The following is a 19,297-nucleotide window of genomic DNA, read 5'->3' on the forward strand; positions in this document are numbered from 1 at the left end:
GGTTTGAAAGTTCCCAAACATTCGAACGGGGTTGGCGTCTTCCCCCTGCCTCCGGCAGGGCGGCGTCTGGTCGCCGGGGCACTGATCCCGGCACTACTCGTCTCCGGTTGCGCCAGCACTGGCGGCTACCGGCAGCCCTACGCGAGCTCCAGCCAGGCGCGCCTGGCGCAGCTTTCCGAAGCCTACAACCAGACCCTGGCGGAAGGCTGCGTCACCGGCGCCGCGGTCGGCGGCCTGGCCGGCGGCCTGATCGGCAGAGACTGGAAAGGCGCGGTGGCCGGTCTGCTCGCGGGCGCCGCCTTGGGCTGCGCCGCGGGAAGTTACATGGGCAACCTGCAGAACAATTACGCCCGAGAAGAGGACCGGCTTAATGCGGTGATCATCGACATCCGCCGCGACAACCAGTCGCTCGCCGAGTTGATTCCTGTCGCTCAGCGCGTCGTCGAGGACAACAAAGCGCGGGTCGCGGAGCTGAACAAAGCCATCGCTTCCGGGCGGATCAGCCGCGCGCAGGCTGCCAGCCAGTTGGCCGATCTCGATGCGAGCCGGTCCCAGTTGCAGGCGACGCTGGGCAGCGCCAAGAAGCGCCTGGCCGAGCAGCATGCGGCGATCGCGATGAACACACACAACGCCAATCCCCAATTGGCGAACATCGCGCACGAGGAGCTGGCGCGAAAGGAACAGCAGGTCCAGGCGCTCGAATCGGAACTGAATACGCTCACCCAACTGCGTAGTGTGGACCGTGTCGGCTAATCCTTTCTTTGATTTCCGGCCAGGCATCTTATTGCCGGCGGTGTTCACCATGCTTGCCAGCGGTTGTGCCACCACCGATTGTGATCCCGGCCGCGGCGGCTTCTTCCGCGGCATCGGCTGTTCGGCGAGCGGCAGCTACGGCCAGCGGCAGCAGCAGATGCAGTCCACCGTCAGCCGGGAGCAACAGACCCAGGCCGGGTTGCAGCGCCAGTATACGCAGGCGAACCAGGCAGCCATCGAAAGCGACGCTCAGCGGCAGGCCGCCGAAAAGGAGTATGCGGGCCTGCAGAGCGACATCGACGCCCTGAACGCCAAGGCGGCTCAATCCAGGACGAAGAAGAAGGACTTGAGCCGCGAGATCAGGAGCGTCCAGAACCAGCTCGATCTGCTCAAGGCGGACACCATGTCGCCCCAGGCCGAAATCGACAAGCGGCGCGCCGCACTGGACCGGCGATTGAAGGAGCTGGAGCGGGAAGTCGATCTGGCGCGTGGCAAATGAACGAAAAAACTGGGATCCGAAGCGGAATGACGAAGCGAATTTGGCTGCCGGCCGTTCTAGCGACGGCATTTTATGGGGGCTCAGGTATAGCGGCGGAGGACGCGCCCAGCCTGCAGGAGCGGATCGAAAGGCAAAGGGCGGAGAACGAGGCGCTCAAGGCCAAAATCGCTAGGATCGAGCAGGTGCTGAAGACCGACGTCTGTTCGAATCCCGAAGCGGCCAAGCTTCTGGAACCGGACGAGGCCGCCGGCGCACCCGTCAAGAAGGGATCGGGCGCCCCCAAATAGTTTCTGGGGAATCCGGATGAGCCGCTTCCCGATGACAGCGCAATCGGAGGGCGGAAGCTCTGCCGGCTGCGCAGCTTACCGATCCCGCCGTGCCGACGCCGGAAGAGGCACAGACCCTGGCGGCCCTTCACAAGGACGTCGTCGCCTGCCGCGGCGAGACCCTCAGGAATTTCTCGCAGATCGCTCCGGCCGTGATTCCCACGGCGCTCGAGGCTTGTGGCGATTCCGACCGGGTCAGCGACGAACTGATGAACCGGAAGATCACCTGGGGCAAACCCTTAGCTTCCGCCCTAATCCAGTTCCGCGAACTGGCTCCGTGCCCAGGCGGCCAGCTTGTCCGCCGGGATGATCGTGCCTTTCTTGGGATCATGGACGATGGCGTCGAATTTTTCGGCCAGGGCGGCCGCGAGCATCAGGACGCACACATCCTCGCGAGGATCGCCGCCGGACCGCAAGCCGACCAGCGTGTCGCGCAGGCCGATTTGATCCTTCAGGCCGGGAAACTCGGCCAGATACGGTTCCACCGCATCGAACCGGATGTTCAACCCGCCGTCCTCGCCATTGAGCGTGCAAGGCAAGTAACCCTTGCTTTCGAAAGGGACGTACGACTCATCGACGGACAGCTTGAATTTCAGTGCCTCGACGGCATCTTCGAGCGCCTCGCGGGCGGGAACGTCGGTGCGAGCCAGAATGGCGGAGAGTGACTGCGACACGTAGGAGCTCCATGGGCTTGGGTGAACAGGGGAACGCCCAGTCCGAGCCATTCGATCCCGCGGCGTGAAGCAGTACCACGAGATGCTTCGGTTTGCCGCAGGACGGCGGCGGGCGTTGTAAGCCGTGTTACAGCAGCGCTGGATAGAGGGAATCAGGCTGCCTGGGGTCTCGTCACCGGGACGACCTGGGTAATCGTCTGTAACACGGTAAAGGCGTAGTACGCGATGTCGACGGCAAGGAGAAAAACATCGGAGTTCTGCGTGGTCCCGGCCAAGGCGTCCGCGCGTTCCGCGGCCTCTTCCGAGACTTTCCCGGCGGCGAGGATGTCCTTGAACAGCTGAACATCGGCGTGATCGTCCCCCAATGCCCGAATGACGGTTTCCGTCCTTTCCCTGAACCAATCGGGAACGCTTACCTCGACCCATTCGGGACCGGAAAAGAAAGCCTTGAGGTTCATAGCCATCGTCATTTCTCCAAAGAGTCGCAGTTGCAGGCGGGGAATCTTGTGTCCGCGCTGGCCGGCTGTGACGCCGGAGATCGCAGACAAGGCAAGGTATTGGTTCACATCGGGGGTTCCATGTCATCGGACACGGCAGCCGCTTTCTTCTTCTTTTCCTTACCCCCGGACGAAGAGTAGGCGCCCTGATTCTTCAGGGTAACCGCGGGCGGTCCTTCGAGCCGATGGGTAAGATGCATCAAGGTCGTGGTCCATGCCTTGTCGGCCGAGGCTGCATCGTAGGTATCGCGGTCGTCGCAGGCAAAATGATGGCCCGCGGGGTATTCGTAAATCCGAAGGTCCGGCCTGCTGGCTCGGAAGATAACCAACTGGTTCCGGGGGATATAGGGGTCCATGGCGCCGAAATGCAGCAGGGTGGGAACCTTTCTCCGCTGCGATAAATCGTTGATGATTCCGCAGCCATAATACGCCACGACCGTCGACAGGCCTTGGACCTGGTTGGCCGCGTTATAGGCCAGATACCCGCCCCAATCGTATCCGACGATACCAACCCGGCCCTCGCCGCTCAAACTGCCGACCGTGGCTTCGATATCGGCCATCGCATGATCGAACCCTACCTGCTTGACGAGGTCCAATCCTTGAGCGACGGATGCTTCGTCGTAGCCCAGTTCGACCCCTGTCCGAATGCGATCGAAAAGACAGGGGGCAACCGCGATAAAACCTTGTGCGGCAAAGGCGTCGGTCATCTTTCGAATATGGGAATTGACGCCGAATACTTCCTGTAGAACCACGACCACACCTTTCGTACCTCCGGCCGGATCAGACCGATAAGCTGAAAACACGTGGCCGTCGGCTGCTGTAATCTCGATCATCGTGGACTCCCCCGGCGTTCTATGGGTTTAACTCCAAGCCTGACATGGCTTTGCTGATTCTCAGCATATTCGATGCCAGCCGCCGGAACGTTCGAGATGGAGCGTTGTCGAGTGGAACTTCCAAGAGATGGTAAAGAGATACGGTCATCCTGCTTTGGGAAGGCGGAACCGCTCCGGCAAAATCCCGCACAAACAACCATGTCATTTAGTCAACAATTCCGACATGGGTCGACGGGTTTGTTGCTGGTAGTACAAACGTCCATCAGGAACCCAGGTTTCGCCAAAACCGCGACGTCGACAATCGGCGGGTGTCTGTCACGGTGCCGCTGCCGCGTACGCGAGCAATCGTCGGTGGACGTCCGTGCAACGGCCTCTCCTCGAGAACCGACCGGAAGGTTCGCGCCCGGCCCCCCGGTGAAAATTTCGATGTTCGGTTCGTGGCTCCGTGGTCTCCAACACGGAATGTCCGGGAACCTCTGGGGCAGTTCATACGTCTTTCCGGGTATGTTTCAGGATGCCCCCCTCCACAGTCCGGAACTGCTTGTTGACAACAAGCAAGGGTGTTGTCAATGTTTCCAACATGGAAGCGGAGTTGCTCGTCAAGGGAGCGGTGAATCTATAGGAGCGACAAACTCGACACCTTTCCTGACAGGCGTCGAGTCATTGCGGGAGCCTTGGCGGAGTGCGTCGCTTAAGAGACGGACGAAGCCGAGGCGGACGCAGGACGGCGCGGGCCGCCGAAGGCAAAAACGTCGCCACAATTTGCTTCCGAGGGTGACTGGGATGTCCCGTCGGGTTTCGCAAAAATGGCGACGCTCCAGACCGCCATATCTTGCTTGGAACAGTCCGGTAGCCATTCATGAAAAGACTCATCGATCGCCGCATAGTCCAGTTGCTACTATTTGTCATGGCTTTGTTTGTCAATTCCGCCTCGGCTGAAAACAATCAAGCCGCCATTCCCGCGACAACGATTGTCCAATTGACCATTCAGGATGCCATTGGTCCTGCGACTTCGGACTATATCGAGCGCAGCATGGACAAGGCCGCCGAGTCCGGGGCTAAAGCGGTCTTGATTACACTCGACACGCCGGGCGGCCTCGATACGTCGATGCGGCAAATCATTAGAGTTGTTTCCGATGATAACCGCATGATTACAAAGAAATTTTTAGATTCCAAAGGCCAGCGCCAAGCCCGAAAAAGCTATCTATGAATAGACTGAGTCGGTTTCTAATGCGATGCATCAAGCAATGAAAGGTCTTCATTCCTCCAATGGAGTGTTCGACGGAGATGCGAGTTCGCGCTTGCTTTTTGTTCTCGCGCCTTTGTTGATCTGCCAACGCGGGATGAGGATTGTTCTTGGAGGCTCTGGGTTTCTTATGAGGCAGGTGAATTCTGGCTTTATTCCCATAATCGGAAGCGGCCCCCAAGAACCCCAAATCCAACCAGACATCGGCACCGTCAAACCATGATAAGGCAGGATCGAACCATCGCTTCATCAGCGCATAATCATGAACACTGCCGGCCACGATACTTCCAACGAACAAAATTTGCCGTGCCAGGGTCGAAATGACTAGGGTTTTAACCGTATGGCGTTTTTTTTTACCGCTATAGTGGGCTTTCTGCTGATCGTCATCCTGCGGCCTGACGCAACTGCATTCCACCCCGTCAATGATGATATCTCCATGTTTTTCAATCAGCTTCATCATCTCTCCCGGGGTCGTCAGCTCCCGCTCGGGCAGCAGATCAAGTTTCGCCAGGCTGCGCCGTAACACGGGCAGAAGTTGCGCCACATGGCGATGCGCGTGTCCCGAGCTGAAGCCAAAATGAAAGCCCAGGACATCGAAGGTACAGTAGGTCTTGAGGTAATGCAAAATGAAGAACAGCTTCTTATCTATCCGATCGAGATAGCCCACATGGCCACCTTTGGGTACCCGTTTTATTTCGCCTTGCTGAACGCGTTCTTGCTGAATCTCCGCATGAGCCTCCTCAAAGATAGGGCAAAGCTTGGCGAATTGCGCCTTACTCATTCCGATCAGGGCTCTGACGGTACGCTCACTGGTTTCTTCCATGAACTTTTCAAAAATCATTGGCTGACATCATTCGATTGTTGTTAATTGTTTTATACCACAACAAATCCATTTATTTCAACGGAAGCAACTCTATTAAAAAAATCATCGCCTCGCCGATTCCGGTGATCACTTATGTCACACCGGGCGGGGCACGAGCTGCCAGCGCCGGAACTTACATCCTTTACGCGAGTCATATCGCCGCAATGACGCCGGGAACCAATCTGGGCGCCGCAACACCGGTGCAATTGATCGGTCCAACCGAAGCGCCCGGTGAAAAAAATGACAAAGATCAATCCGTCGAGCAAACTTCTTCCGGCAAATCGCCTAAAAACGCGATGCCGCAAAAAGCCGTCAACGATGCCGTCGCCTATATCAGAAGCCTTGCCGAAATGCGCGGCAGAAACGCCGATTGGGGAGAGCAAGCCGTCCGCGAAGCCGCAAGCCTTTCGGCCGAAAAAGCCCTAGAACTCAATGTGATCGATATTCTGGCCACCGATCGATACGATTTGCTAAAACAACTCGATCAACGAAAAATCAACGTACTCGGGCGATATATCGCTCTATCGACAGACAATGCGGCGATTCAAACCTTAGAACCTGACTGGCGCAGCGAATTATTGGCGGTAATCACCAACCCAAACATTGCCTATCTCTTGCTGATTACCGGGATTTACGGCCTGGTGTTTGAATTTTCCAATCCCGGAGCGATTGTCCCGGGCACCATCGGCGGCATTTGCTTGTTGCTGGCCCTTTTCGCGTTTCAAGTCTTACCGATTAATTATGCCGGATTCGCACTGATCCTATTAGGCATTTCTCTAATGATTGCCGAAGCCTTCGTGCCCAGTATAGGTATACTCGGTTTCGGCGGTTTGACCGCGTTCGTGATCGGCTCTGTCATTCTGATGGACACCGACGCACCGGGCTTCGGCATCAATATTGCCTTGGTCGGCGCTTTCGCGCTTACCAGCGCAGCATTTTTGGTCTTCGCCTTGGGCATGTTGCTAAAGTCCCGGCAAAAGCCTATAGTAACCGGTCGGGAAGAACTGCTTGGCGAAACCGGTATTGCACTTGCCGATTTTGCCGACCTAGGTCCTGTCCGTATCCACAGCGAAATTTGGCAAGCCCGCACCCGCGAAACACTCAAAAAAAACCAGCGGGTTCGCGTAACCGGCCGGGACGGCCTTATCCTTGAGGTTAATTCCACGCCCAACCAGGAGCGCAAAGATGTTTGAATATTTCGGTTTAGTTTTCAGCAGTTTCGCGTTGCTGTTATTCGCGTTTCTGTTGTTGATTAGCGCATTTAAAATTTTACGCGAATACGAACGCGGCGTGATTTTCATGCTCGGCCGTTTTTACAAAGTCAAAGGCCCCGGCTTCATTATCGTGATTCCGATCATACAACAAATGGTCAGGGTCGACCTGCGTACCATCGTCATGGACGTGCCATCGCAAGATGTCATCTCGCGCGACAATGTATCGGTCAAGGTCAATGCCGTGGTCTATTTCCGAGTCATCGATCCCGACAAGGCGATCATTCAGGTCGAAAATTTTTACGAAGCCATCAGCCAATTGGCGCAAACGACGCTTCGCTCGGTGTTGGGCCAACATGAACTGGACGAAATGCTGGCCGAGCGCGACAAATTGAATATCGACATCCAAACCATTCTCGACCAGCAAACCGATGCCTGGGGAATCAAGGTCGCGAATGTCGAAATCAAGCATGTCGACCTCGACGAAAGCATGGTAAGGGCTATCGCCAAACAAGCCGAAGCGGAACGCACCCGCCGAGCTAAAATCATTCATGCGGAAGGCGAAATGCAAGCCTCGGAAAAATTATTGCAGGCCGCGACAATACTCGCGCAGCAGCCACAAGCCATACAGCTTCGTTATCTGCAGACGTTGACCGAGATCGCCGGAGAAAAGTCGTCGACAATCGTATTTCCGCTGCCAATCGACATCGTCACTAACATCATTAAAGGCTATGCCACCGATTCGAAGGCTGAAAATCTTGGAAACGTAGCGGTAGCGAAGTGAAGATTTTTAGTCCCCGATAGCCGTAGCGCCGGGTGTTTTGCCGGAGTCTGCGCGAATAGCGCAGGTGGAGGCGAAATACAAGGCATCTCGACACGGCTAAAGCCATTTGTGGGAGTGCTACGGAGCCGGCATCGAGTTAACGATGATGTGGCGGAGTGGCGCGGACGCAGGGCGAATCGGGGCCGCCGAAGGCAATAATCGCCAAGTCATTTTTCGCTGCTGAAAAATGAAGTCATCATTGGCGTAGCCAGCCGGGAACGGGTCTCCGCCCGGTTTATCCTAGCCGTAGAGACCGGCCAGCCCCAGGGGGCTCGTATCAACTTCGAGACCGAAGAACAGCTCTGGAAACCCTGCCCCCCCCCAAGCGCTGGGACATCCTCAAGAAAATGACCGCCGCCGGGCCGATGACCATCCGCGAGGTCTCGCGACGGGTAGGGCGCGACGTAAAGGCCGTGCACGGCGATGTCAAAACCCTCCTCAATGCCGGCCTGCTCGACAAGACCGAAGCCGGCAAGGTCGTCTTCCCTTATGATTCCGTGCACGTGGACTTCGTCATGAAGGCCGCCTGAATTTCGGCGGTGCGCCTCATTCCTCGGCGCACCCGCCCTACCGGGGCCACCTCAGATCGCCCGAGAGCTCAATAGGTTTTCCCTGCACGGTGGATGCGGGCGGGACGCCCAGAATGCCCAGGATGGTCGGGGCCACATCGATGTTGCGTACCTTGTTCGGGCGGCCTTTGCCGATGTGAGGTCCCGCAGCCAGAAAGGACGCGCTCATGGCTTTATGTTCCGGGGCATAACCGTGAGCGCCATAGAAGTTGGGCACCGAGAACACGGGTAATTGCGGAGCGACCGCCGCCACGTCGCCCTTGCGGACGATCACAGGATTTTGCGTGCCGTCGAAGTTGTAACCAACCCGAAGCAGCGCGTAGACGTCGCCCGAATCCTGGCCGATGAAGACATCCGTCGACCGACCCAGCGTGGGATCATTGAGGTCTCCCGGCACGGGGCGCTTGTAAACGCGGTCGAACACCGGCTTGCCGGCATGGCCTCGGGTGTAGATCGCATTGTCGTCAGTCAACTTCCATAGCGCGGTTTCGATCCTGTCCAGGAGTTCCACATACTCGGCCTTGGTGACCGTACCGCCGCTTTCGCGACCGGCCAAATTGATATAGACATTGACTGCCGGGCCAGAAGTGAAAACCCGCACCTTGCTGGTGTCCATGCCCAGGTTGGCAAAATAGTTGGGCAGGCTCACGGCGGTGTGAAAGGGTGCGAAGCCATGATCCGAGACCACGAAAATGTCGCTGTTAGGCTTGCCGGTCCTGCGGTTCACACCCACCTTTTGGATTATCCGGTGCACCGCCTCATTCGCGGCCTGATATGCTTTTTCCAGATATCTGGCATAACGGAATTTCTTGGCACGGTCCTGGCCGCTGCCGATGCTGTTGGGATCGGTGGGGTCCGTCGCTTGACGGTCATCGGTCAGCATGAACTGATGGCCTGAACCGTCCGGCTGCTCGATATAGGTCATCACCAGATCGGCGTCGGGGTTTCGTTCGATGGCGTGTAGCGCTACGCGGGTTTGGTAATCGACAAACAGCCTGACTTGGTCCTCGTAGATGTCTTCGAGCTCGTGATCGGGAAAGCTGCGAAATCCAGGACTGATGCGTTCGGGGATGCGATAGTCCGCCTGCGGCGCCCAATAACCCACGTTATTGTTGATGTCATCGACATCGGCAAGTACGGGCGCGTTGCGCGGGATGAAGTTGCCGCTATATCGGGCGACATGGACCTCGCTCAGATCGGGATCCAGTCTGCTGACAAAAAAAGCCGCCCCCACCTTGTTTGGCGTCCCTTCGAAGAAGAACGGCGCCGATTTTTTTTCACTTGCCTTGACATAGGCGGGGCCGGTCGAGGGCAGCGCAAACGGGCCGGCTGTGATCCCATTGGCGGTGTCGAAAAACACCAAGGTATCGTAATTGACGGTGTTATCGTTGCTGGTGTCCATGGCGGCAACTTGAATCTTGAAGCTCACGCCGTTGCTGGTGAAAGTTTCCAGGGCGTCGGTTTTTTGCTTGACCTCCCCATAAAAGGTTCGCCCGGCGGAGGTCAGTTGATCCACTGTGGATTGCGGGGCCGGAGAAAAATCCCCGGAGGTCAAAATGAAACCCGTGGCGCCGGGGCCGGCGAACGAACCGTACGGAACGGTGTAGTCCACCGTGCGGGTGTCGGACTTCTGCAATATCGCGGTTGGCGTAATTCCCGGTGCGGTAACCGTGGCGCCATCGGCGCCGGGCCAAGTGGCCGCGACGACTTTCCTGCCGGCCGCGCGCAAGGCGAGCCACATCGGCTCGGCCGTGGGGTCGGCGCTTTCCATGGGGCCATCGATGGAGTAGCCCCCGATGGGAGCCGCGAACCCGCTGATGCTGCGATTGATCGGGCTGGCAAGCAGATGAAACGTATTGGCCACGATATCATTTCTGGCCGCGCTGGAGCCGGTGGCAATGGCGATATGGCCAACCGCCGTCAGCGAAGGTGAAGCCGTAACGTTCTGCTTCGCCATGAGGCCCTTGCTAGCCAGCAGTCCTAGGCCTTTATCGCGGGGCAGAACACCTAGGGTCAAGTATTGCTGGATGCGCGAAGGTTCGGCCCCATCCAGCGAGATCAGGATCACCTTGGGCGTTGCCTGAACCTGGGGAACCGCAAGGAGAGAAATCGCAGCCACCGTGCTCAGAGATCCGAAAAATCGCGTGCTACGCATAATGTGACTCCAGTTGATCGGGAATGGGGTGAAACCTGGGCGGCCGGAGAAGGTCCCGGCCGGGGCATTTCTAACAAGGATTCATGTCAATATGATGTCGCCAGGAGCCGCCGGATGAAGCCGGGAAGCTCAGTCCTTTGAATCAGTTGACACGAGCAAGAAAAAAAGCATGGGCCCAATGCATCCCGTTATGCGCATGTCGCGGCAAGCTGTCCGGAGATGGATTGCGAGGTGGTGTTTGAACGGGACGAGTGGCAAGCGGTTTGGCTGGTCGCTCGCAAACCGTCGCCGCCGAACCTGAACGATGCCATCCGCCTCATCGCCAGCTTCGGCGGATTCCTCGGTCGCAAAGGCGATGGTAAACCGGGCGCGAAAAGCCTCTGGCAAGGACTCCAACGGGTCGTGGACTTCACCATGGGGATAAGCGCACGCCGCGCGCCGAGCTGAGACACGTGTATAACGGGATGGCTATAGCGGTGTGTTGCTGCGTACGATCACGAGGGCCGCACAATCTTCTCGTCCGGTGCCGACGGGCGTCCGTGCGACGACCTCTCCCGCTGAAAGCGGGAAGCCTGTTCCAGAACCGTCCGGAAGGGTCGCTCTCGGACCTCCGGGGCGGTTCACTCGTCCGAGACGATGCCCCAAGTGCAGTATCCTCCACGCGTATCGCTTGACGATACTAGCTGATCCGCCTAGGAGTCTGTCGGACTATGGATTTACTCGGGTCGGGATTCTTGGAATCGAGAATTTTTCGGGGGCATTGGCGGGGTAGTCACCAGCGTTTCGCGTCGATAACTAGACCAAGATGTGCCCCGCCTCCCCCATGGCGGCGCTATTGGTGTGTAACGCTTGGTTTTTACGTGAAGCCTGTCACGCTGCCGCCAACACGTGCATCCGCCTCAGATTGAACGCCATCGCCACCAGCTTCCATTCTCCGGCCACTGCCTCCAAGCCGCGCAGAGAGAACTGGCGGAATCCCAAGACCTGTTTGATGATGCCGAACACCGGCTCCACCGTGGATTTGCGCTTGGCGTAGCGGGCCTTCCCTGCCTTCGTTTTGAGTTTCCAGGCCATCTTCTCCACGGGATCGGTGGTTTCCGGTTCCGGGGCATCCGGAGCCAGGCGTTCCGCCAGCGGCACGTGATGGCTGTCCCGTCCCATCGCGATCAGCGGTTCGATCTGCTGTTCGCAGCAGGCGTGCACGTTGCCGGCGCTGAAGTAGCCCGTGTCGGCCAGCAGGGCTTCGGGCTTCCCCCAGGCTTCCGGCAGCTTCTCGATCTCGGCCAGCATCGGTTCGACCTGCTGCTTGTCGTTGGTCTGCTGACTGACGGTGGTGGCGACGATCAACATCGTCTCCACATCCACCGCAGCCTGGCTGTTATAGCCCTGGAGGAAACCCGCGTGGCTCGGCATGATGCGGGATTCCTCGTCGGTCAGATTGATCTGGTCGCTGGCCTTCGGCCCGGTTTCCGGCGGCTTCGGCTCCTGCCCACGTGGCTTCTTGCCCGCCTGCCGCTGGCCTTCGCGACGGGCTACCTTGGCTTCATAGTCCTGCTGCGCCCGGGCATCGCGCTCCGCGACCCGCTCCACGATCTTGGCCTTCGCCTCCGCCAGGGCCTTCAGCCGATCCTGCCGCCGCGCCAACTCCTCTGGCAGGTCGATGCCGTCCGGCTCCTCCGCCCCGTCGGCCTCCGCCGCCTTCTGCAACAAGGCCTGCACCTCCTCCCGCAACTGCGCTTCCAACTTCTCGATGTGGCCATGAGACAAGGCCTTGTGCTTGGAGGCGTTGGCCTTAATCTTGGTCCCGTCCAGGGAAATCTGCCCGAGCCTCACCAGCTTCATCGCCTGCGCCAGGCTCAAGACCTGAACGAACAGGTCCTCCAGCTCCCCCAGAAAGGTCTTGCGAAAGTGGGCCAGGGTGTCATGATCGGGATGGGTTTCCGCCGACAGAAAGCGGAAGGCCACCGAATCGTAGGTGGCCCGCTCAATCTTGCGGCTGGAGAACACCCCGGTGGCATAACCATAAACCAGCAGGGCCAGTAGTACCGACGGATGGTGCGCCGCCGACCCGCGCCCCGAGTAGCGGCTCGTCAGTCGACTTAAATCCAGCTGATCGATGACCTCGACGAGGAACCGTGCCAGGTGGTTGGCTGGCAGCCATTCGTCAACCGAGGGCGGTAGCAGATACTGCTGGTGGCGATTGACGGGGATGAAGCGGCTCATCGGGTCTCACCTTGTCGCGATCTATCCGGAATAGGCCGCTATGTTAACGGAAACAGCGGACTTCCGCCCCTCCAATCCGGTTCGAACCAGAACCGGAAAGTCCGACAGACTCCTAGTATGCCCAGATGATCCAGTCCTTTGCCGATGAGGCTACTGCCTTGGTTTTCCGGGGGCGGGTAGCCCGCAAACTACCGCGAGACATTCAGGCAACGGCCCGACGCAAGTTGATCCAAATTGACCAGTCCACGGTGGTGGAATAGTTGCGGATTCGTCCAGGCAATCGCCTGGAGCTGTTGAAGGACGACCGGGCAGGGTGTTGGAGCATTCGAATCAACAATCAATGGCGCGTGTGCTTCCGCTGGGAGGGGGAGCATGCTTACGACGTAGAGATCGTGGACTATCACTGAGGCCGCTATGAGCATTACCCGCGATCAACTTCATATCCTGGACCTGAGCAGTGCCAGCACGGGCGAGCGGTTGCCAGCCGTCCACCCCGGCGAAGTGCTGGCCGAAGACTTTTTGAAACCCCTGGGGCTGTCCCAGTACCGGCTTGCCAAAGACATTCGCGTGCCCGCCTTGCGGATAAGTCAGATTGTGCGGGGCCAAAGAGCCATAACGGCGGACACGGCTTACCGGCTAGCCCTTTACTTCGGCGGCAATGCCGAATGGTGGCTGCGATTGCAGGCGCAATACGACATGGAAACTTTGCTCGCACGAGAAGGGGATCGGTTAAGGCGAGAGGTTCACCCCCGCGCAGCCTAAAAATGAACTTGTGTGCAATTTGCCGGCACGGAGTTACCCGACCTGGGACGGTAACCGTAACCCTGGAAAGGCGGGCGTCAATCGTAATTTTCAGGGAAGTACCCGCCCGGATTTGCGGCAACTGCGGGGAAACTTACCACGATGCCGACATCACCAAAGAGCTATTGCGCCAAGCGGAGCAGGCAGTTTCCGAAGGGGTGGAAGTAAACGTCCGCCGTTTCCACCGACTGGCATAGCAGCCATGAAAACCTTTGACGATCTAAAACGCGAACTGCTGGAAGACCCGGACATCCGTCAAGCCTATGACGACTTGGAACAGGAGTTTTCCATAGCAAGGCAGTTGATTCGGGCGCGGTCCGAAGCCGTCTGCCGAACCGCATCAAGGCGATCACCAGCGCTACCAACTGGTACGACGCGCCGGCCACGCCCTTCACGGCGGTCGCGGCATCCCTAGTGTCTAATTGCATTATTAAGCGACTGTAATATCATGTCTCCGTTACCCACAGGAACGGAGGGAAGGATGGCGCGAGTTGCCATATCGGTGAGTTGTACGGACCAAGACCGGCGTGAGTTGGAGCGTTTGAGCAATAGCCGCACCGAGGAGGCTCGTCTGGTCGAACGCGCCAAGATTGTCATGGGCTGTCTGGCGGGCAAGCGCAATGACGAAATTGCTGCTGAACTCGGTATCCGGCCCGGCACGGTCGGTGTCTGGCGCAGGCGCTTTGCGGCTGAAGGATTGAAAGGGCTGGGTGATCGAAAAAGGCCTGGCAAGCCTCCGCGGTACCCGCCGTCCGAGTTGCGCAATCGATTGCTTGCACAGATTGAACAGCCGCCGCCGGCCGGACAGGCGACGTGGGATGGCGGGTCGTTGTCGAAAGCCTTGGGGGTTTCCGATGATGCCGTCTGGCGCCTGTTGCGCAAAGAAGGCATCCAACTCCAGCGGCATCGCTCGTGGTGCGTCAGCACGGACCCTCAGTTTGCCATCAAGTCGGCCGACATTATCGGGCTGTACCTGAATCCGCCGCAAAATGCGTTGGTCATTTCCGTTGATGAAAAGCCTTCCATTCAGGCGCTGGAAAGGGCCAGCGGTTTCGTCTTTACCAGCAGCGGCAAGCTGGTTCGTGGATTGAAAAGCACCTATAAGCGCCATGGCACGATCAATCTTTTTGCGGCCTTGAATGTGGCGACCGGTACCATTCAGTCCAAAACCACCACGACCAAGAAGCGTCCTGACTTTCAGGCCTTTCTCGATGAGGTGGTCGCCGATGTTCCGGCTGATCGGGAAATTCATGTGATTCTCGACAACTATTGCACTCACAAGAAGAACGATGACTGGTTGGCCGCCCATCCCAACGTGCACTTTCACTTCACGCCCACTTCAGCCAGTTGGTTGAACCAAGTGGAAATCTGGTTTGGCATCATGACCCGCAAGGCCTTACGTGGGGCCAGTTTCAACAGCATCGACCAACTGGCGCAGGCGATCAACGATTTCATCGCCGCCTACAACGACAAGGCCGCCCCATTCGTCTGGCGCAAGCGGGAAGTCAAAGGCTCCCAGCTGCGCAATACTATCGCTAATTTACGCAATTAAACACTAGTATCGCAGGCTGCCCGGCCGGCGGCCTCTGCGCACGCGTCCAAGCCCAGCACCAGGGTGTCAAGCTCGGGGAGCTGGGGTTGTCCGCTTTCCGATCTTGAGGAGCAGAAACGCTTGGGTTCCTGGCCCTCAGCGAACAAATTCCCCGCCGTGTGTATGCAAATGATATAGGCCTCAGCTTCGGCGAACTGTTCTCTACCACCTGCAACGACTCTCCAGCATCGGCGGCTATCTATCGCGAATCGCTTGGGTTCCTGCTGGAACAAAAGGCAATTGAAGTATTCGGCGCTAACGGCGGAAAGCGCCGTGTGGCTCGACAGATCAAATGGAATGACCAGATTGTGGCGCCATCGCAACTCCCGCTTTTTTTCCCATAATCTTCACACAGAAGACCGAATTTGCGGCAGCGTGCAAGCTTGGCGAGATGTCACGTCTTAGTCGCCGCGCAGGCAATAAAAAAGCGGCAGGTGAAATCACCTAAGCCGCTTTCTTGTTTTGGGAATTTGGTCGGGGCGAGAGGATTCGAACCTCCGACCACCTGCACCCCATACAGGTGCGCTACCAGGCTGCGCTACGCCCCGAGATTTACCGCTTTTGCTGCGAATGTCCCCTGGTTGGGCATTCGTTCAGTCTTCAAATGGCGCGCCCGAGACGACTCGAACGTCCGACCTTTGGCTCCGGAGGCCAACGCTCTATCCAACTGAGCTACGGGCGCGCTGAGCGGCGTATTATACAAATTCATCAGTCGCTTAACAAACTCCGCATTTGCGCGAGCGAGGCGCGGCCGCGTTCGCGCTTCACTTCGGGGTCGAGCGGCTGGCGGTCGGGCCATTCGAGGTCGTCCTGCGGCAATTCGGCGAGGAAGCGGCTGGGTTCGCAGCCGATCATTTCGCCGTAGCGTTTCCGGTGGCTGCAGTAGCTCAGGGTGAGGTCGCGGCGGGCGCGGGTGATGCCGACGTAGGCGAGGCGGCGCTCTTCTTCGATGTTGTCCTCGTCGATGCTGGTCTGGTGGGGGAGGAGGTTTTCCTCCATGCCGACCAGGTAGACGTGGGGAAATTCCAGGCCCTTGGCGGCGTGCAGGGTCATGAGGCTGACCCGGTCGCCGGCGTCGTCTTCCTGGTTGCGGTCCAGTACGTCGAGCAGCATGGCCTTGGCCACGGTTTCGGCCAGGCTGCGGTTTTCGCCGTCCTTCTCGGCGATGCGCTGGAGCCAGTCGAGCAGTTCCCGCACGTTGCCGAACTTGCGTTCGGCGGATTTGGCGTCGTTGCTGTTCTCCCGCACCCAGTTTTCGTAGCCTATCGCGCCCAGAAGATCGTCGATGACCTTGAAGGTGTCGCCGCGTGCGGTGCGGTCGGCGGTATCGGCGATGTGCTCGCCGAAGCGGCGCAGGCGCTGGACGGCGTTGCCGGGCAGGGATTGCTCGAGGCCCAGTTCGAAGCAGGCGGCGTACAGGCTGATGTGGCGGCGGTTGGCGTACTGGCCGAGCTTTTCCAGCGTGGTGGGGCCGATTTCGCGGCGCGGGACGTTGACGATGCGCAGGAAGGCGGCGTCGTCGTCTGGGTTGACCAGAAGGCGCAGGTAGGCCATGACGTCCTTCACTTCCGTATAGCCGAAGAAGGACATGCCGCCGCTGATGTGATAGGGCACGCTGAATTCGCGCAAGGTCCGCTCGAACAGGCGCGACTGGTGGTTGCCCCGGTAGAGGATGGCGTAATCGGCGAACTGGGTGTTGTGGCGGAATTTGTGGTGGACGATGTCGGCGGCGATCTGGCGTGCCTCGGCGATTTCGTCGCGGTGCTTCAGCACCCGGATCGGGTCGCCGTGGCCCATGGCGCTCCACAGTTTCTTTTCGAAGATGTGGGGGTTGTTGCCGATGAGTTGGTTGGCGGCCTTGAGGATGCGGCCCATGGAGCGGTAGTTCTGTTCCAGCTTGATGACCTTGAGCCGCGGAAAGTCGTTGCGGAGCTGGGCCAGGTTTTCCGGCTGGGCGCCGCGCCAGGCGTAGATCGACTGGTCGTCGTCGCCGACCACGGTGAACTTGCCCAAGGCTTCGGTGAGCAGCTTGATGAGTTCGTACTGGGTCTGGTTGGTGTCCTGGTATTCGTCGACCAGCAGGTAGCGGATCTGGTTGCGCCATTTGTCCAGCACTTCGGCGTTCTGCTGGAACAGCATCACCGGCAGCAGGATCAGGTCGTCGAAATCGACTGCGTTATAGGCCTTCATGTGGCGCATGTAGGCTTCGTACAGCTCGGCGGTCTCGGCCGCGCCGGGTTCGGCGAGCATGCCGGCGCGGTCGGGCGTGACGAAGCGGTTCTTCCAGCGCGAGATGCGCGCGGCATAGGCGTCGACTTCTTCCGGGTCGAAGCGGTGGTCGCCGTGGCGGACCAGTTCCCGCAGCAAAGCCTGCCGGTCCTGTTCGTCGAAGATCGAGATGGCCGCCTTGAGTTGCAGCGCCTTGTGTTCGCGCCGGACGATTTCCAGCCCGAGGGCGTGGAAGGTGGAGACCGTGAGCCCCCGCAGCGACTTGTCGTCGGCCAGCTTGCCGACCCGGCTTTTCATTTCACGGGCGGCCTTGTTGGTGAAGGTGACGGCGACGATGTGGCGCGCCGGCGTGCCCTGTCGGACCAGGTAGGCGATCTTCTCGGTGATGACGCGGGTCTTGCCGCTGCCGGCGCCGGCGATCACGAGCAGGGGGCAGTCCAGCGTGGTGACCGCCGCACGTTGCTGGGGATTGAGACCGTTCATCGGGCGGCGGGAGCCCGGTCGAGACGCCGGTAGCCGATGGCTTCGCCGATGTGGGCGGAGGTGATCGCATCGCTCCCGGCGAGATCGGCGATGGTGCGGGCGAGCTTGAGGATGCGGTGATAGGCGCGGTGCGACAGGTTCAGCCGCGCCATGGCCTGTTCCAACAAAGCGCGTCCCGCGCTGTCGGGCATGCAGTGGCGCTCGATCAGGCGCGGCGTGAGCAGGGCGTTGGGCTGGCCGCTGCGTTGGAGCGCCCGCTCGCGGGCGGCGATCACGCGGGTCCGGACCTGGGCGCTGGTTTCTTCGTTCCGCGGTGCGCCGTCCAGGAGCGTGGCCGGGTCTTGGCGGGGTACGTCGACGTGCATGTCGATCCGGTCCAGGAGTGGTCCGGAGATGCGCGCGCGGTAGCGCGCAACCTGCTCGGCCGAGCAATGGCAGCGCCCGGAGGCGTCGCCCAGGTAGCCGCAGGGGCAGGGGTTCATCGCCGCGATGAGCTGGAAGCGGGCAGGAAAATCCAGCCGCTGGGCGGCGCGGGAAATGGTGATGCCGCCGCTTTCCAAGGGCTCGCGCAGGACTTCCAGGACGCGCCGGTCGAATTCCGGCAGCTCGTCCAGGAACAGCACGCCGTTGTGGGCCAGCGAAATCTCGCCGGGCTTGGGCGCGCTTCCTCCGCCGACCAGCGCCGGGGCGGAGGCGGTGTGATGGGGCGCGCGGTACGGCGGGCGGCGCCAGGCCGCCGGGTCGAAGGGCATGCCGCTGACCGAGGCGACCGCCGCGGTTTCCAGCGCCTCGTCCTCGGTCAGGTCGGGCAGGATGCCGGGCATGCGCGAGGCCAGCATGGATTTGCCGGTGCCGGGCGGGCCCAGCATCAGCAGGTTGTGGCGGCCGGCGGCGGCGATTTCCAGGGCGCGCTTGGCCTGGAACTGGCCGCGGACTTCGGCGAGATCGGGCGGCTCCTCGCTGGCCGGAACCGCTACGGTGCGCGATTCGACGGCGGCGAGGGGGCGGCTGCCGTCCAGATGGGCGCACACGTCCAGCAGATGGCGGGCCGGGAGCACGCAGGCGCCGGAGACCAGGGCCGCTTCGCCGGCGTTGTCCCAGGGTACGATCAGGTTCCGCTCGGCGCGGCGCGACTGGAGGGCGACCGGCAGGGCGCCGGGCACCGGGCGCAGTTCGCCGGTGAGCGCCAGCTCGCCGACGCATTCCAGGTCCGCCAGCCGATCGGCGCGGAGCTGCTTCGAAGCGGCCAGGATGCCGAGGGCGATCGGCAGGTCGAAACGGCCGCCTTCCTTGGGCAGATCGGCCGGAGCCAGGTTGACGGTGATGCGCTGGGCGGGAAATTCGAAACCGGTGGTGATGAGCGCGCCGCGCACCCGGTCCTTGCTCTCGCGCACGGCGGTTTCCGGCAGGCCGACGATGGTGAGGTTGGGGAGCCCCGGGGAAATATGGACTTCCACGGTGACTTCCGGCGCCTCGATGCCCTGGCGGGCCCGGCTATGGACGATGGCGAGCGCCATGGCCG

The 19,297-nt window shown here is 59.8% G+C and carries 20 protein-coding genes, 2 tRNA genes and 1 pseudogene; 13 read left to right on the top strand and 10 right to left on the bottom strand.

All coding sequences use genetic code 11. The features are described from left to right. The first annotated feature begins 3 nt into the window (after nt 1-3). Genes ABZN20_RS00145 through ABZN20_RS00155 form a run of 3 tightly spaced genes read left to right on the top strand, consistent with a single transcriptional unit; the run spans nt 4 to nt 1,539 of the window. Complete coding sequence (locus tag ABZN20_RS00145; protein ID WP_255556328.1) at nt 4-753, top strand: glycine zipper 2TM domain-containing protein; 750 nt, start codon at nt 4-6, stop codon at nt 751-753. A 49-nt stretch (nt 754-802) separates the two neighbouring features. After that, nucleotides 803-1,252, top strand: coding sequence for a hypothetical protein (locus tag ABZN20_RS00150; RefSeq protein ID WP_255556329.1), 450 nt, complete (start codon nt 803-805; stop codon nt 1,250-1,252). Between the two features lie 26 nt (nt 1,253-1,278). Next, nucleotides 1,279-1,539, top strand: coding sequence for a hypothetical protein (locus ABZN20_RS00155; protein ID WP_218806143.1), 261 nt, complete (start codon nt 1,279-1,281; stop codon nt 1,537-1,539). A gap of 290 nt (nt 1,540-1,829) precedes the next feature. Here the strand turns inward: ABZN20_RS00155 and ABZN20_RS00160 are convergent, their stop codons facing one another. The 3 genes from ABZN20_RS00160 to ABZN20_RS00170 all read right to left on the bottom strand — a co-directional run bounded on the left by ABZN20_RS00160 (nt 1,830) and on the right by ABZN20_RS00170 (nt 3,582). Next, the gene (locus ABZN20_RS00160) at nt 1,830-2,252 is read right to left on the bottom strand and encodes a hypothetical protein (protein ID WP_367026398.1); all 423 of its coding nucleotides are present in this window, start codon (nt 2,250-2,252) and stop codon (nt 1,830-1,832) included. 152 nt (nt 2,253-2,404) lie between these two features. Beyond that, complete coding sequence (locus tag ABZN20_RS00165; RefSeq protein WP_367026399.1) at nt 2,405-2,716, bottom strand: hypothetical protein; 312 nt, start codon at nt 2,714-2,716, stop codon at nt 2,405-2,407. 98 nt (nt 2,717-2,814) lie between these two features. Then, nucleotides 2,815-3,582, bottom strand: coding sequence for a dienelactone hydrolase family protein (locus ABZN20_RS00170; RefSeq protein ID WP_367026400.1), 768 nt, complete (start codon nt 3,580-3,582; stop codon nt 2,815-2,817). Between the two features lie 859 nt (nt 3,583-4,441). Here ABZN20_RS00170 and ABZN20_RS00175 point away from each other — a divergent pair. Next, nucleotides 4,442-4,792 (top strand): hypothetical protein, encoded by a 351-nt coding sequence (locus tag ABZN20_RS00175; protein WP_367026401.1) that lies wholly within the window; start codon nt 4,442-4,444, stop codon nt 4,790-4,792. Here the strand turns inward: ABZN20_RS00175 and ABZN20_RS00180 are convergent. Then, nucleotides 4,734-5,669: a transposase family protein gene (locus tag ABZN20_RS00180; protein ID WP_367026402.1), complete on the bottom strand. Its 936-nt coding sequence runs from the start codon at nt 5,667-5,669 to the stop codon at nt 4,734-4,736. The two genes, ABZN20_RS00175 and ABZN20_RS00180, sit on opposite strands and share 59 nt — an antisense overlap. Between ABZN20_RS00180 and ABZN20_RS00185 the strand changes: the two genes are divergently transcribed. From ABZN20_RS00185 to ABZN20_RS00195, 3 genes are all read left to right on the top strand, one after another. Further along, complete coding sequence (locus tag ABZN20_RS00185; RefSeq protein WP_367026403.1) at nt 5,669-6,883, top strand: NfeD family protein; 1,215 nt, start codon at nt 5,669-5,671, stop codon at nt 6,881-6,883. The two genes, ABZN20_RS00180 and ABZN20_RS00185, sit on opposite strands and share 1 nt — an antisense overlap. Then, nucleotides 6,876-7,685: a slipin family protein gene (locus tag ABZN20_RS00190; RefSeq protein ID WP_218806148.1), complete on the top strand. Its 810-nt coding sequence runs from the start codon at nt 6,876-6,878 to the stop codon at nt 7,683-7,685. The genes ABZN20_RS00185 and ABZN20_RS00190 overlap by 8 nt, the downstream gene beginning before the upstream one ends. A 386-nt stretch (nt 7,686-8,071) precedes the next feature. After that, on the top strand, nt 8,072-8,254 hold the full coding sequence (locus tag ABZN20_RS00195) for a hypothetical protein (RefSeq protein WP_367026404.1): 183 nt from the start codon (nt 8,072-8,074) through the stop codon (nt 8,252-8,254). Nucleotides 8,255-8,291: 37 nt separating this feature from the next. Here ABZN20_RS00195 and ABZN20_RS00200 read toward each other — a convergent pair whose 3' ends face one another. Beyond that, nucleotides 8,292-10,448, bottom strand: coding sequence for an alkaline phosphatase family protein (locus tag ABZN20_RS00200; protein WP_367026405.1), 2,157 nt, complete (start codon nt 10,446-10,448; stop codon nt 8,292-8,294). A gap of 198 nt (nt 10,449-10,646) precedes the next feature. On the opposite strand from ABZN20_RS00200, the pseudogene ABZN20_RS00205 reads away from it, so the two are divergent. Beyond that, nucleotides 10,647-10,895 (top strand): annotated as a pseudogene (locus ABZN20_RS00205) (IS4 family transposase); the annotation flags it as partial. Nucleotides 10,896-11,318: 423 nt separating this feature from the next. Here the strand turns inward: ABZN20_RS00205 and ABZN20_RS00210 are convergent. Further along, a complete protein-coding gene (locus ABZN20_RS00210) occupies nt 11,319-12,671 on the bottom strand; it encodes an IS1182 family transposase (RefSeq protein ID WP_218806980.1) in 1,353 nt (450 codons plus the stop codon). A 260-nt stretch (nt 12,672-12,931) separates the two neighbouring features. Between ABZN20_RS00210 and ABZN20_RS00215 the strand changes: the two genes are divergently transcribed. The 5 genes from ABZN20_RS00215 to ABZN20_RS20055 all read left to right on the top strand — a co-directional run bounded on the left by ABZN20_RS00215 (nt 12,932) and on the right by ABZN20_RS20055 (nt 15,407). Further along, nucleotides 12,932-13,078 (top strand): type II toxin-antitoxin system RelE/ParE family toxin, encoded by a 147-nt coding sequence (locus ABZN20_RS00215; protein WP_423246422.1) that lies wholly within the window; start codon nt 12,932-12,934, stop codon nt 13,076-13,078. A 7-nt stretch (nt 13,079-13,085) separates the two neighbouring features. Beyond that, on the top strand, nt 13,086-13,433 hold the full coding sequence (locus ABZN20_RS00220; protein ID WP_218806155.1) for a HigA family addiction module antitoxin: 348 nt from the start codon (nt 13,086-13,088) through the stop codon (nt 13,431-13,433). Nucleotides 13,434-13,435: 2 nt separating this feature from the next. After that, a complete protein-coding gene (locus ABZN20_RS00225; protein WP_367026406.1) occupies nt 13,436-13,669 on the top strand; it encodes a type II toxin-antitoxin system MqsA family antitoxin in 234 nt (77 codons plus the stop codon). 284 nt (nt 13,670-13,953) lie between these two features. Next, nucleotides 13,954-15,024, top strand: a complete 1,071-nt coding sequence (locus ABZN20_RS00230) for an IS630 family transposase (RefSeq protein ID WP_367026407.1) — start codon at nt 13,954-13,956, stop codon at nt 15,022-15,024. 128 nt (nt 15,025-15,152) lie between these two features. Further along, nucleotides 15,153-15,407 carry a hypothetical protein gene (locus ABZN20_RS20055; protein WP_423246455.1) on the top strand — a complete coding sequence of 85 codons (255 nt, stop codon included), beginning with the start codon at nt 15,153-15,155 and terminating at the stop codon, nt 15,405-15,407. A 127-nt stretch (nt 15,408-15,534) separates the two neighbouring features. Here ABZN20_RS20055 and ABZN20_RS00235 read toward each other — a convergent pair. The 4 genes from ABZN20_RS00235 to ABZN20_RS00250 all read right to left on the bottom strand — a co-directional run bounded on the left by ABZN20_RS00235 (nt 15,535) and on the right by ABZN20_RS00250 (nt 19,292). Next, a tRNA-Pro gene (locus ABZN20_RS00235) sits at nt 15,535-15,611 on the bottom strand. Between the two features lie 57 nt (nt 15,612-15,668). Beyond that, nucleotides 15,669-15,745 (bottom strand) — tRNA-Arg (locus tag ABZN20_RS00240). Between the two features lie 26 nt (nt 15,746-15,771). Then, nucleotides 15,772-17,775, bottom strand: coding sequence for a DNA helicase Rep (gene rep / locus ABZN20_RS00245; protein ID WP_367026408.1), 2,004 nt, complete (start codon nt 17,773-17,775; stop codon nt 15,772-15,774). Beyond that, nucleotides 17,772-19,292 carry a YifB family Mg chelatase-like AAA ATPase gene (locus ABZN20_RS00250; protein WP_367026409.1) on the bottom strand — a complete coding sequence of 507 codons (1,521 nt, stop codon included), beginning with the start codon at nt 19,290-19,292 and terminating at the stop codon, nt 17,772-17,774. Before ABZN20_RS00250 ends, rep begins: the two co-directional genes overlap by 4 nt. Nucleotides 19,293-19,297: the final 5 nt, after the last annotated feature.

The sequence above is a fragment of the Methylococcus sp. ANG genome (genome assembly GCF_040730495.1).
Taxonomy (GTDB): Bacteria; Pseudomonadota; Gammaproteobacteria; order Methylococcales; family Methylococcaceae; genus Methylococcus.